Origin of the sequence: Xanthomonas euroxanthea (genome assembly GCF_903989455.1) — a bacterium.
Classification (GTDB): domain Bacteria; phylum Pseudomonadota; class Gammaproteobacteria; order Xanthomonadales; family Xanthomonadaceae; genus Xanthomonas; species Xanthomonas euroxanthea.
In genome coordinates, this window is record NZ_LR861803.1 from 2011766 (window position 1) to 2023873 (window position 12108).

The window sequence follows — 12108 nt, forward strand, 5'->3', positions numbered from 1 at the left end:
TAGTCCTGACACACACGCATGCCGGCGTGCATGCCTTGAGGGCTCGGCTTAAGAAGGTTGGGGTTGCCCAACGGGCGTGCGTGGTAGACACCATCGCCGGCTGGGCTGCTCGCTACGCTGGCGCTTTTCCTGCGAAAGGCCAGCCGCCGAAGGGAATGCCCGAAGGTGCTGAATGGAGCCAGGTCTACCGGGGAGGGAAGGATGTTCTATCCATATCGGGAGTCAGGAAAGTTGTTGAATCGTCCTACGATCGCATCTTGATAGATGAGTATCAGGACTGCGATGCGTTGCAACATGAGCTGGCCATCGCTTTGGCCAACATACTGCCGACCATCGTATTCGGCGATCCAATGCAGGGTATTTTTGAGTTCACCCGGTCAAGCGTTAGATGGAAAACTCAAGTGTTTCCTAGCTTCCCGTTAGTCGCGATGTTGGAGGAGCCGATGCGATGGCGAGGCCACAATGTGGAGTTGGGACTTTGGATAGCCAAGATCCGCGGGCAACTGGAGCGAGGCGAGCAGATTGACTTGGCCGCAGGTCCAGCTACTTTCATGCCATGCAAGGACGCCTATGAAATGGGAGCGCTCTTCGATAGGTTTGATGAGCGCGAGGGCTCAGCGGCGGCCATTCACTGTAGGCGTGGAGCATGCGACCAGCTAGCCAAGTCTTCGAAAGGCGCTTATCAATCGATTGAAGAAATCGGGGCTAGGCGCTTGCAGCAGTTTGCCGGTGAATGGGACGACGCAAACTCACCGACGGCCAAAGTTGCCGCCTTGAAGAGCCTACTGAGCGACACAACTACAAGTAAGAAGCTAGAAGTCGGAGCTGCCGATACTGAGGAAGATCTAGCAACGGGTGGTCGAGTGCGTGGGGCGCTGGCAGCCTTGGGGACGTCGGGTAGCGCAGCGGATGCGGTGACCTACATTGAAGAGTTCCGTAAGCATTCCCGGGTTCGACCGTTTAGGGGGGAAATGCTTCGAGACACGGCTCGCGCGCTGCGAGAGGTTGACGCTGCCCGGTTCGAATCGGTGCGCGATGCGGCTACTGCCGTCAGACAACGGGTGAGCATTTCGGGGCGCGGAATCCAGAAAAGAACTGTGTCAACCCCACTTCTGCTGAAAGGCCTTGAATTCGACCACGTTGTCATCCCTGATGCGGCCCACTTCGCCAACGAGACATTTGCCGCTGCAAAGTTGTTCTACGTCGCTATATCTCGGGCGAGAGAGTCGCTGACGATTTCGTCATCCAGCCGATACCTTGCGTTCCCAGTGCCCAATACTTGAGCGAGAGTATTCGCACGTAGCTATTTTTTACGCGCGGCGGCCCCGGTCTTGAGTAAATGGTGCCGCGTCCTTGAACGCGCTCACCGACGGGACGTTTAGTTAAGAGGGCTCTGGTGAGGTGAGCCAACACGATTTCTCATGTGGCTGGTGAGCAAGGTTTCAAGTTCCTTGTCATTGAGGATTTGTTCGCCGGCTAAAAAAACTATGTCGGCCACGCGCTGCCGTCGTTGCACTTCTTCCCGCCTCGCGGTTTCCTGGGCTTTTTCTTCTCGCCGCTGGTTGGCTAAAAGTTCCTTTGCTTGCAGCTGAGCCAGGCGTTCGGTGGCTCGTTGGATTTGGTCTCGGTAGTGATTCGTTGCGGTCATGCGTTTCTCCTGTCCCATAGGAATGAGTCAAACAGGAAAACGGCTTGCGTCAAGCGTTGGGGTGGTCTCGAATTTCGTCCGCCCCAAGAATCGAAAAGGCTTAAAAACAGGGCTTAGAAGAAAGAAGCAAGAGCGCACCTAGGTGTTCCTGCGGAACACGTGCGCAAGGGTCTTCGCCCCTTGAACCCCAAGCGCTTTCAGCCCTTGCGCAAATCCGAATCCACGGCATAAACGAAGCGAACTCAACCGCTTCGGAACTCACGATTCATGGCCATCTACCACGCCAACGTCAAAACCTTCAGCCGTGCCAAAGGACATTCCTCCATAGCAGCTGCCGCCTACCGGGCCGGTCTGCTCCTCGAAGACGCATCGACTGGCATGCGACACGACTATCGCCGTCGAGACGGCGTGGTCGAAACGCGCTGCATTGCCCCCGAAGGCGCCCCCGACTGGGCCCTGGTCCCCGCTGAGCTCTGGCCGGCGGCGGAAGCTGCGGAGCGTCGCAAGGACTCGATGGTTGCACGGGAGTTTGAATTTGCCTTGCGCCACGAACTCGATGACCTCCAGAGGTCCGAGCTGGCCGTAGAGGTCACCCGCGCATTGGTCGATCGCTACGGCTTCGCGGCTCAGGCCAGCATCCACAGCCCCGGCAGCAAGGACGGCTTGAACTGGCACGTCCATGTCTTGGCCACGACGCGGCGTATGGGGCCGGACGGTCTCACGGACAAGACAAAGGAACTGGACGGCGGGCCGTCGGGACGTGTCGAGGTGCAGTGGGTGCGCGAACTCATCGCCTCCACCATCAACGCGCACCTTGAGAAGGCGGCGCTTGAGATTCGGGTGGACCACCGCCGACTTGAGGTCCAAGCCGAAGATGCACTGGCTCGTGGAGACTTGGCTACCGCCGCCGTCCTGTCCCGGGAGCCGACCAAGCACGTCGGCAAAAACGGCACCGCGCTGGCTCGACGGGGCCAGCCGTCGGAGCGTTCTGACGCAAACCGTCGAATCGAAGAGACCAATGAGGAGACCTTCCAAAAAATCATCGCCGTGTTCGAGCAAGAAGGACGCGCCATGCCGGTGCCCGATGGTCATAGTCAGGCTCAGGCCGAGCACGAGGCTCGCCGGTCTTCCGCCGTGCTCTCTCTGCCACTGGGGCGCGGGGCGGGGCACATCGAGATGTCCAGCAGCATGGCACCCATCGCCCGTGGGCTGGGACTGCTGGAAGCCGAGGATGCCAAGCCGCATCGCGAGCCACGCTCGGTCGCCGAGCTCGCGGAGGAGGCCAGCAACGAATGGGGAGTCGCTGTTCAAGCGGATCCACGCTTGGCGAAAACACTCCACGCAACACTGGACCTGCTGCAGTGGATCAGGGAACGCGTGGCCGCCTTCGCCGAAGAGGCCCAGCTGCGCCCAGACCTCAACGAGTTGCTGCGTCGGCTGCGGCGCTTCAAGGCAGCGACCACGAAATTCGCCCGCCGGCTGCTGGCCGTGCGTCGCGCCGAGAAGCTGCACCACATGGCCGAGAACGCGTGGAACGACTTCGTTGCGAACAATCCCGAGCCCGGTCCATCGTGGATGCAGGGGGACTGGAAGCAGCGGCGCGGGCGTCGGTTGAGCACCCTCGAAGCCCAAGCCGCAGAGCTGGCCGATGCAAAGGCTCGGGTGACCCCGCAGGAACAAGCCCTCTGCGAAAAAGATGCGTTGGCCAGTGCGGCGCATCTGGAGGTGTGGAGCCGAGACATGCTCCAGCGCTATCCCTTGGCACTCGACATGGCGAATGAACCCGATGAGCCGCGTCCAAGCCCTGTCATCGTCGTACCTCCTGCGCCGGCCTACGTTCCCCGGCCGCCGCGCTTCCACTGAAACCAAAGAGCCCTGCACTGCGGGGCTCAATGTTTATATGCTCTCGGTAGACTCAGTGAAGGGGCGGCCGTTTTTTGGCACGCACAGGATCCAACTGTGCGTCTTTGTTCTTCCGGTCCGCGCGCCATTCGTCTATCGATGGGAGCTCTCGAACAGTGACAGCCTCGCGTGTGCGCACAGCCGGCGAGGGCCGGGGAGGAGCATGGTCCAACGATGAAGCGGCGTTGCTTCCGCCCGGGACGTTCTTCTGGCTGTAGACGATCAGTTCGCCAGCGGAGGCCCAGGCATTGCAAACATTTCGCTGGCGCGTGAGGGGCTCGTCCGAAAGGGTTTGGCTCATCAGCCCTGCGAGCAGTTGGCCAGCGATTCGAGTGTTTGGGATGGGCGGTCATGAAAACTCCTACACGTGTGGGGAAGTCCTCATCCAACCAAGAATCGCCACTTCCGCAAGAGCTCGCTTCGAACCGTATTTCACAAAATTTGAATACGGAAAAAAAATTAATGGCTGCTATGTCGTCTGACGACTGGAGGTGTTGCGAATGCGACCTGGCTTCTCGTTTTTGTGCAGACGCAGGCGAACAACTTGGGCCGAGGCAAGGGAAGCAGTCAAGGCGGGTCGGTGGGCTCTGGCTTGTGCGCGATACTGACCGACCAACCGCCGGTCTCTTCCCGTTGCGTGGTCAGCAGGTCGTAGGTTTTGACCATGTTGAGTAACCCCGAATGGCCGTAGAGGTTGGGCGAGAAAGACGGGTCAGTGCGTTTGAGGTATTGGCCCCAGTGCTCCCAGTCCAACCTTCCCCTCAGAAGTGTCCCCCGTCAGCAGGGTCACCGCTTCGACCAAGAACCTTGGGCGGCGCTTGGGTTGCGGCTTGGCTTCTGCGCGGGGCGCTTCCTCTTTCGTCACCTCCGGCTTCACTGCAGGAAGGTCGCCACCTTGGGCCTCGGACATTGTTGCCTCTTTGGCCGTCCGGTCCTATTCAAAGAACTGGTCGCAAGCGTTGCGCAACGCATCCGGGGTTTTGGGCTCCCCCACGATGAAGACTGTGGCGCCGCGCTCCCGGAGCTTGCGGCAGAGGTAGGAAAAGTCCGAGTCGCTGGTGACCAGGTAGAAGGTGTCGGCTCGGTGGTCGAACAGTGCTTCCAAGGCGTCGAGCGCCAAAGCGATGTCGGCCGTGTTCTTGCCGGAGGCGTATTGATATTGAAGGCAAGGGGTGAACGCCTGGCGGACCATGACTTCCTGCCACTTGTTGGCGAGGGTGTTGTGGTTGCCATACCCACGGCGCAGCACGACCCGGCCGAACTGGGCCACCATGAACAACGCGTGCTCGACGATGTCGGTCGGCACGTTGTCGCAGTCGACCAATACCGCGACACGTGCTTCATGCGGGCTGTTCGGGTTGCTCATGCCGGCGAGATCCAAGTTTTACGCAGACAGACAATGGCGTCAGCAACGCATCCATGGCAAGCGGGCGCTACAAAGAGGGCAAAGCGCGGAGCTCTGATCATGTCAACACTGAAAGCAAACCTGCCGAGCAGGCTTTTTGTAACGGTCTGAACTTCATTGCATTCGGGTGCTCCAAACCACTGCCGCTGACGATGCCATCATGATTTAAGACGATACTTTCTGCTTGGAAACGCCTTGCTTGTAGCCGCATCGCTAATCCGATATCGTTAACGCCTAACCGTCCTTTCATGGGATTGGTTGTAATCACTACCGCTGCCAGCGCGGGTGGGTGGGAATGGATTCCTAACTGATGCTGCAAGTGCAGCTGACAAGGAGTGTTGCCGTGTCAAATCGGGCCGTGGCGCGTTTCTCTGCTTCCTTAGTTCTGTCAAAGAGCGCGCGTTACGCGGCGCTCTTGATGCCGGTTGTTTTTGGTGCCTATGCGTTGCAGGTTGCTAGTCCTGCGCAGGCGCAAACCCCGCCTAAAGCTACGTTCTGCGCGCTGTCACTCGGCTGCTACGACACAATGGAGAAGGCTGCCGATGCCCTTCGCAACTCCAAGGACTACCAAGGCATCGGTCAGTATTTGAAGGCCTACTCAAGAGGTTTTTTGAATCGGGGAGCGGGAGAGGTCTGGACCTATTTCCGGGTCCCATCTCTAAAGGCCACCTCGGTCTCTAGCCCGTCCTATGGAGTCAATTTGGGTATCTACGGGGTCGGAAACCCCGGGTGCACAGCGTCCCCAGAGTTTGGATCAAGCTGGTGCACGGATGAAGGTGCACTCATCGCCAAGTCGTTGGACATCCTAACTACCAAGGTCGGGAAATCTTGCTCGCTCCAGTCCAATGTTCAAACGTCGGACTACAACACGACGGGACTGGGCCTGCTTCCAAGTGGCGATGTTAGCTATAGCTCAGACAAATATTTCACCTCGACATTTAATTGTCCGTCGAACTCGGGGGCACCTGTCTCGGTGTCGTGGCGTTGGAATGTCTACAAGAAGCGAAAGTTGACGTGCGAAGCAAACTTCACGCCTTTTCTGGGAAACTCAATTCTCGCGGAGGCAGCTCTTACGACAGAGGCTCTTTGTAAGCCCAAGAACGATGACAACACCTGGGTCACGTTGCCTTTGAAGCAGTTCCAAAGCTGCAGCACCAACAATCCTTGCCATCCCACGACAGGCGATAAGTCTCGCGAAGAGAAGGACTTTGAGTTCGCAGGTCGCTCGTTCAATCGCTACTATCATTCCGTCAATCAGACCAAGAGTGCCATCCCAGTCGGAGAAGGCTGGTCGCTGAGTTACAGCGACAGATTCGACAGTTCCAACACAGCCTATCTCGACGAAGCGGGCAACAGAGATGTTTTCACCACGGTTGCTGCCGGCACCGGCCGTGCCCGGAATTCGGGGCGAATATATCGCCGCATCAGCAACAGCACTACGTATTACCGGGTCATCGAAGAAACTGGCGAATACCGCGATTTTGGTAAAGATGGCGAGCTACTCGCGGTGCGCAATCCGGCCACGCCGGATCGTGATGTAACCGTGGTTTACGAGGGCACGCGCATTGCGCGATTGGTTGATGGGCATGGCCGCGCCGTGACGTTCAGCTATACCGACGGCCGTGTCACAGGCATGGAGATTCCTGGTGGCGGCATCGTCCTTTACGACTACGATGTGGATGGAAATCTGATTGTCGCAACGTATCCCGACGGCGCAAAGCGCCTTTACCACTACCATGAGAAGGGGCTTGCGGAGCCCCAGCTGGTCAACTATTTGACTGGTATCACCGGGGAGAACGGACAGCGTTACGCTTCATTTGGTTACGACACCTATGGGCGCGTGATCAGCAGCGTTCTCCATGGCGATACCGAGGTGGTCGATGGAGTGACCCTGAACTACGTGGCCGAAGGCGTTACGGAAGTCACACAAGCTTCTGGCGCGGTCAAGCGCTTCGACTATGGGTCTACCATTTTCAGCCCGGTCAACAACGTAACCGAAGGCGCAGCAAGCACGTCCAACACCTACTTCAGCGATGGTCGACTGCAAAGCGTGACGGACGCATCGGGCAGCAAGGTGTCCTACGAATACGCACCGGCGTATCAATCAGCGGTGACGGTCGGCGATGGCACGCCGGAGGCGGTGCGCACCGAGAGCGTGAGGGATGCGCTGACCCACCAATTGACCGAGCTTAATGTGAAAGGGGCGCAGGGGCTGGTTGTGTCCAAGCGATGGACTCGCAATGAGCGTGGCCAAGCACTGACCCAGGTCGAGCAAGATGCCGTTTCCGGGAAGCAGCGTCAGCAGACCTTCACCTATTGCGAGCACGCCGACGTAACCGCAGGAAGCTGCCCCCTGGTGGGAGTGCTGCTGCGTGTGGACGGAGCGCGCTCGGATCTCAGCGACCCCACCACCTACGACTACTATCCCGCGGCCCAGGGCGGAGACCTGAAGACGATCACCAATGCAGTGGGCCAGGTCACCCAGTTCCTCAGTTACGATAGCGCCGGCCGCCTGTTGTCGCAGAAGGATCCGAATGGGGTTGTGACCGACTACAGCTACGATGCGCGAGGTCGGCTGACGGCAAGCATGGTCCGGGGACAGGACAGCGGCTCGGAGACGGATGACCGCATTACGCGCTACAGCTATTGGCCCACCGGCTTGGTCAAGCAGGTTGCGCTGCCGGGTGGCGACGTGTCTGACTTCACCTACGACAGCGCATTCCGCCTGACCAAGGTTTCGGATCGTTACGGAAATGCCATCCTCTATACGCTCGACAAATCCGGAAGGCGAGTTAAGGAGGAGATCCAGGACTCAAAAGGTGTGCTTAAGGCCACCATGTCCCGGCTCTACGATGAGCTAGGCCACCTAAAAACAACCGCAGATGCGCAGGGCAACCCAACGGATTTTACCTACGATGCAGTGGGCAAGTTGAAGGAGCGGATAGATGCCATGGGTAGGTCAAGCACCTATACCTATGATGCATTGCATCGCTTGAAGCAGAGTATTGAAGACACCGCCGACATCAAGGCGACGAGTGCTTTCCAATACGACGCGCTGGGACAGCTGTCAGCGGTGACGGACCCGAAAGGCTTGAAGACGACCTACCAGCGCAACGGTCTGGGCGAACTGTTGGCGCTGAAGAGTCCCGACACGGGCAGCACCGGCTGTACCTACGACGACGCAGGCAACGTGCTGTCCAGGAAGGACGCAGCTAACCGGCAGGCCACCTACACCTACGATGCCTCGAACCGCCCAGTGTCGGTGACCTATGCCGATGCAGCGCTCGAGACCCGTTTTGTCTACGACGTGGCCCCGGCCGTCTGCGCGGCGGGAGAGCAATTCGCAGCCGGGCGCTTGGCTAGCATGAAGGACGGCAGCGGCACGACGCAGTATTGCTACAACCGATTCGGCGACCTGGTGCGCAAGGTCCAGACGACCAATGGCAAGGCATTGACGGTCCGTTATGCCTACACGGCAGGTGGGAACTTGACGAGCATGGTTTATCCGGACGGGGCGATGGTTGACTATGTCCGCAATGAGCTGGGCCAGATCGCCGAGGTTGGCTATACGGCGCCTGGCGGCTCGCGCGAGGTGTTGGTCAAGGGTGCCACGTATCTGCCCATGGGCCCGGTGGCCGGCTGGACCTACGGCAACGGGCGCGTGCTGACCCGAGCTTACGACCAGGATTACCGCCCCAAGGCCATTCAGGACAAAGCGGTTGGCGGTCTGGATGTCGGGTTCGGGTTCGATGCGGTGGGCAATCTCACCGCACTGACCCCAGCCGGCAATCCAACGCCGGAGATCGGCCTGGGTTACGACACGCTCGGCCGCCTCACTGCCTTCACCGACGGTGTCACTGGAACCGTCATTGATGGCTATAGCTATGATGCCACCGGCAATCGCCTTAGCGCCAAGGTCGGCAGCGTTACACAGGCTTACACCTATCCAACGACCAATCATCGCCTGAGTGCAGTAGCTGGCGTGGCGCGCACCTACGACAAGACAGGCAATACGCTGAGCATCGGTGGCAAGGCGCGGGAGTTTCCCTACGACGCATCCGGCCGCATGAGCATGGTCAAGCGTGCAGGCGTGCTTGTGATGAATTATCGCTACAACGGTAAAGGCGAGCAGGTGCGCCGCTTCCTCGGCACCACCAACACCTACACGCTTTACGATGAAGCCGGCCACTGGCTGGGCGACTACGACACCAATGGCGCGCCCAAGCAGCAGGCGATCTGGCTGGACGACCTACCGGTGGGCCTGCTGGCCAACGCCGACAAGCTGCACTACATCGAACCTGATCACCTGGGCAGCCCGCGTGTGGTGGTTGACCCGGTTCGTAACGTGACGGTGTGGAGCTGGAGCCTAAAGGGCGAGCCCTTCGGCAACACTGCGCCGAATCAGGATCCGGATGGCGATGGTGCGGCGTTGGTGTTGGATATGCGGTTTCCGGGGCAGCGGTTTGATGCGGCGAGTGGACTTTTTTACAACTATTACCGCGATATCGGTCCAGAAATTGGACGTTATGTGCAATCTGACCCAATTGGACTTAACGGCGGATTTAGTACATATGGTTATGCCTTACAATCCCCGCTATTGAACTCTGATGAATATGGCTTGGCCACCTGGAAAGGCACGAATTATGGGATTGGAGGTGGTGCTGGCCGTTTTGGCGGCAATATTGATTTCTATCAGCTCACCTCACCATGTCCAGATGGCGGAGTAGCGTCGGCTTATGTAATGGCGATTTCCGGATCTGGGGGTATAGGCGCGCCAATATCGATGGCAGGTTCAAGCGTCGAGCTTGTCGACTCCAGTGACACCCCTGATCCAGATATTTTTCGGGGGCCTTATAGTAAGGTTTCCGCTGGATCGATTGCATTTGGGCCGGGATATCAGGCGTACCAAAAAATCACCATTGGCGGCGCAACGCAAGCGACATGGTGGAATTTTGGAAATGGAGCGGAGTCCACCGGCTGGAATCAATTCCAAGGTGGGTTTGATGGTACGGTCTTCGGCGTAGCCGCCGGTAGCGCGTTTATCCTCCAGAAAAAGAAGTGCGAGTGTAGTGAGCGATGATTGGATTGCAGATCGCCTTAATGCTAATTGCAGCTGCGCTACTTGGCATTGGAGGTCTAATTCGATGGGGCGCATTTCTGATTGCGCCCGAGAAGAAGCCATTTAGGTCAAGCTGGGATAAAAAAGGATTCTACCTTGCAATCTCTGGGGCAAGCTTGATGCTTATATGCATCCTTGCTTCTGATTTTTTCCAAAAATAAATGATTTAATCAAAATTGGCGGACATCGCTGCTTGTCGAAAGGTCAAGGGGAATATGGCTTGGCGAACAACTGTGGTTCCCCGCTTTAGAATTGCTTGCGGGATATGGGGGTTCCATTATCTCAATTAAATGCTATTTTCCCGGAGGCTCTGAATGTGATGCTGTATATCAATCCGGCTGTAAAAAAGTCACATTCACTCTTTCAGGCTAGGCCATGATTGTGCGGTTCCGGACATTGTTGATGGCTCTTCTGCTGACGTCGACAATTACGGGCTGTGCTCCAGATATAGGGATCATTCCTGTTGGCGAAGTGACGGTTTATAAAAAATCAGATGGTCCGGAAGTGTTGGGGGTGGCTTCGAACCCCCTGCCAGTTAAGAGAGTGATTTACTTGAATAAGGCTGATTATGTGGTTGAAGTTGAGTATCAAGGTGGGCGTGGCTACGTGAGGGGTGGAGCTTTTCACCTTTCGCGTAAATAACCGAGGTATAGAAGCTTCAGGCCCCAATCACATGAGGCATTCTTTCCCAGTCGTCTCGGCAAATGGCGATAAGAATGACGAAAATAGCAGGAGCCTGGATAAGAAAGTTATTTTAGAGCTAACTTTGCATGGTAGCTTCTTACAGTAATTTTTTTGTGGTCCAGGAAGCTTCGTAGGCATGCCGTGTGGCACCGGAAACTCTTCAGTGGGGAAGAGCCAATCAATGCAGTTGCAGCTTGGAGCCATGGAGGGGGCTGGCGCAAAAGGTTCTGTAGAGTTGGCAAGGGATGGAACCGCTTCGGTAGGAATCAATGCTGGCATAGGGTAACAGGTTTCGGCTGGATTACAGCAATGTCAAACGAGGACGGTGTGGTGCACGAAATAAATTGGAAAAAATTAAGGTCTGATAAAGCCATGGTAGTTGGTTTTGCGGTCTTGATAGCCATTTACGTCGGGCTTTTGCTTTGCTTGGCAATTGAGTATTTCTTTGGGCTAAGAGTTTATAGGCCTATCTTGGGGGTGCTCTTCTTTGTCGCGTTCGTAGGTGTCGTATCTCTTGCATCTTATTCGGTCGAAAACTATCTCTTGAAGAAAAAGTGAGCTCCCTGATTATTTTGGTTTAACCCAAGTTTTATGGCTGGCCTGCATCCCAATAGTTTCCCTTTCAATTGAAGCTCTTGTAACGCCGCTGAGCAATGCTGCTCAGCGGCAGCCTGATGGGTAGTTTGCTTGTGATTTTGGCTTGTGCCGGAGCGCTGTCGGCTTCTTATTCAGAACGTGCCGGAATGGGGTGGAGATGAGTAGATCCACACTTTTATCGTTCGCTCTTCTTGCTCTTTCGGGCTGTGCCCCCTATGGCGCCCCAAGAATTTATAAGGATCTGGAAAGCTTGGAGAGGTCGAATGATTTTTCAGTTTCAGCGTCGTTAGGTGGCATGCCTAGTGATGCTACCGAAATCGATGTTTACTCTGATATTGATTCGGGTCTCACGATGATGTCCTATAAGACTGCTCAGAGTGTTGCTGTTTCTGAAGTGTTCGACCGCCAGTTACCTGCTGGTCAATACCAGCTTGTTCAGGACAACGTTGGATTTGCAGGCGCCACTATCGTGGACATACGTTATGGATGTGAGAGCAGAGAGGTGAAGGCGAGCGGCGAGTCGTTGAAATATCAGCAAGTCGTGTTTTTAGGGGCGGCCTCCGGCAGGCAGTATCGGTGGAATAACGTGAATCCTGATATTTATAGTAGGCTCTGCTCAAATCCAGCGGTAGGAGCTTAATTTGGTAGCAGATGATGCCCTTCGTTTTGAATTGGTGGTTTTCAATGTGGAGCGCTGGCATTACCGCATTTGGAGGCTATGGATTTTCAATGATCCAGGTCGGCAGTGATGGG

Annotated in this window: 9 protein-coding genes and 1 pseudogene; 6 read left to right on the forward strand and 4 right to left on the reverse strand. The window is 56.7% G+C overall.

Annotated elements, in window-relative coordinates; genetic code table 11:
- The first annotated feature begins 80 nt into the window (after nt 1-80).
- Nucleotides 81-1283, forward strand: a complete 1203-nt coding sequence (locus tag H7A86_RS08625) for a UvrD-helicase domain-containing protein (RefSeq protein ID WP_425509744.1) — start codon at nt 81-83, stop codon at nt 1281-1283.
- A 95-nt stretch (nt 1284-1378) separates the two neighbouring features.
- Here H7A86_RS08625 and H7A86_RS08630 read toward each other — a convergent pair whose 3' ends face one another.
- Nucleotides 1379-1648, reverse strand: a complete 270-nt coding sequence (locus tag H7A86_RS08630; RefSeq protein WP_119132427.1) for a hypothetical protein — start codon at nt 1646-1648, stop codon at nt 1379-1381.
- A 267-nt stretch (nt 1649-1915) separates the two neighbouring features.
- Between H7A86_RS08630 and H7A86_RS08635 the strand changes: the two genes are divergently transcribed.
- Nucleotides 1916-3511 (forward strand): MobA/MobL family protein, encoded by a 1596-nt coding sequence (locus tag H7A86_RS08635; protein ID WP_119132199.1) that lies wholly within the window; start codon nt 1916-1918, stop codon nt 3509-3511.
- 52 nt (nt 3512-3563) lie between these two features.
- On the opposite strand, the gene H7A86_RS08640 is transcribed toward H7A86_RS08635, so the two are convergent.
- The 3 genes and pseudogenes from H7A86_RS08640 to H7A86_RS08650 form a co-directional block, all read right to left on the reverse strand.
- Nucleotides 3564-3851, reverse strand: coding sequence for a hypothetical protein (locus H7A86_RS08640; RefSeq protein WP_119132198.1), 288 nt, complete (start codon nt 3849-3851; stop codon nt 3564-3566).
- A 266-nt stretch (nt 3852-4117) separates the two neighbouring features.
- A pseudogene (locus H7A86_RS21175) lies at nt 4118-4916 on the reverse strand (NYN domain-containing protein).
- A gap of 97 nt (nt 4917-5013) precedes the next feature.
- Entirely contained in the window at nt 5014-5223 is a 210-nt protein-coding gene (locus H7A86_RS08650; RefSeq protein WP_147421351.1) for a hypothetical protein, read from the reverse strand.
- A gap of 42 nt (nt 5224-5265) precedes the next feature.
- On the opposite strand from H7A86_RS08650, the gene H7A86_RS08655 reads away from it, so the two are divergent.
- The 4 genes from H7A86_RS08655 to H7A86_RS08670 all read left to right on the forward strand — a co-directional run bounded on the left by H7A86_RS08655 (nt 5266) and on the right by H7A86_RS08670 (nt 11995).
- A complete protein-coding gene (locus H7A86_RS08655; protein ID WP_220453016.1) occupies nt 5266-10035 on the forward strand; it encodes an RHS repeat-associated core domain-containing protein in 4770 nt (1589 codons plus the stop codon).
- A 441-nt stretch (nt 10036-10476) separates the two neighbouring features.
- Entirely contained in the window at nt 10477-10716 is a 240-nt protein-coding gene (locus H7A86_RS08660; protein WP_147421350.1) for a hypothetical protein, read from the forward strand.
- 351 nt (nt 10717-11067) lie between these two features.
- The gene (locus tag H7A86_RS08665) at nt 11068-11316 is read left to right on the forward strand and encodes a hypothetical protein (protein ID WP_119132197.1); all 249 of its coding nucleotides are present in this window, start codon (nt 11068-11070) and stop codon (nt 11314-11316) included.
- A 196-nt stretch (nt 11317-11512) separates the two neighbouring features.
- Nucleotides 11513-11995, forward strand: coding sequence for a hypothetical protein (locus H7A86_RS08670; protein ID WP_147421349.1), 483 nt, complete (start codon nt 11513-11515; stop codon nt 11993-11995).
- Nucleotides 11996-12108: the final 113 nt, after the last annotated feature.

What these genes read in the sequence shown, in the direction of transcription:
- H7A86_RS08630 (WP_119132427.1), bottom strand. Translation starts at nt 1,648, where the DNA reads ATGACCGCAACGAATCACTACCGAGACCAAATCCAACGAGCCACCGAA.
- H7A86_RS08640 (WP_119132198.1), bottom strand. Translation starts at nt 3,851, where the DNA reads ATGAGCCAAACCCTTTCGGACGAGCCCCTCACGCGCCAGCGAAATGTT.
- H7A86_RS08670 (WP_147421349.1), top strand. Translation starts at nt 11,513, where the DNA reads ATGAGTAGATCCACACTTTTATCGTTCGCTCTTCTTGCTCTTTCGGGC.
- H7A86_RS08635 (WP_119132199.1), top strand. Translation starts at nt 1,916, where the DNA reads ATGGCCATCTACCACGCCAACGTCAAAACCTTCAGCCGTGCCAAAGGA.
- H7A86_RS08655 (WP_220453016.1), top strand. Translation starts at nt 5,266, where the DNA reads ATGCTGCAAGTGCAGCTGACAAGGAGTGTTGCCGTGTCAAATCGGGCC.
- H7A86_RS08660 (WP_147421350.1), top strand. Translation starts at nt 10,477, where the DNA reads ATGGCTCTTCTGCTGACGTCGACAATTACGGGCTGTGCTCCAGATATA.
- H7A86_RS08665 (WP_119132197.1), top strand. Translation starts at nt 11,068, where the DNA reads ATGTCAAACGAGGACGGTGTGGTGCACGAAATAAATTGGAAAAAATTA.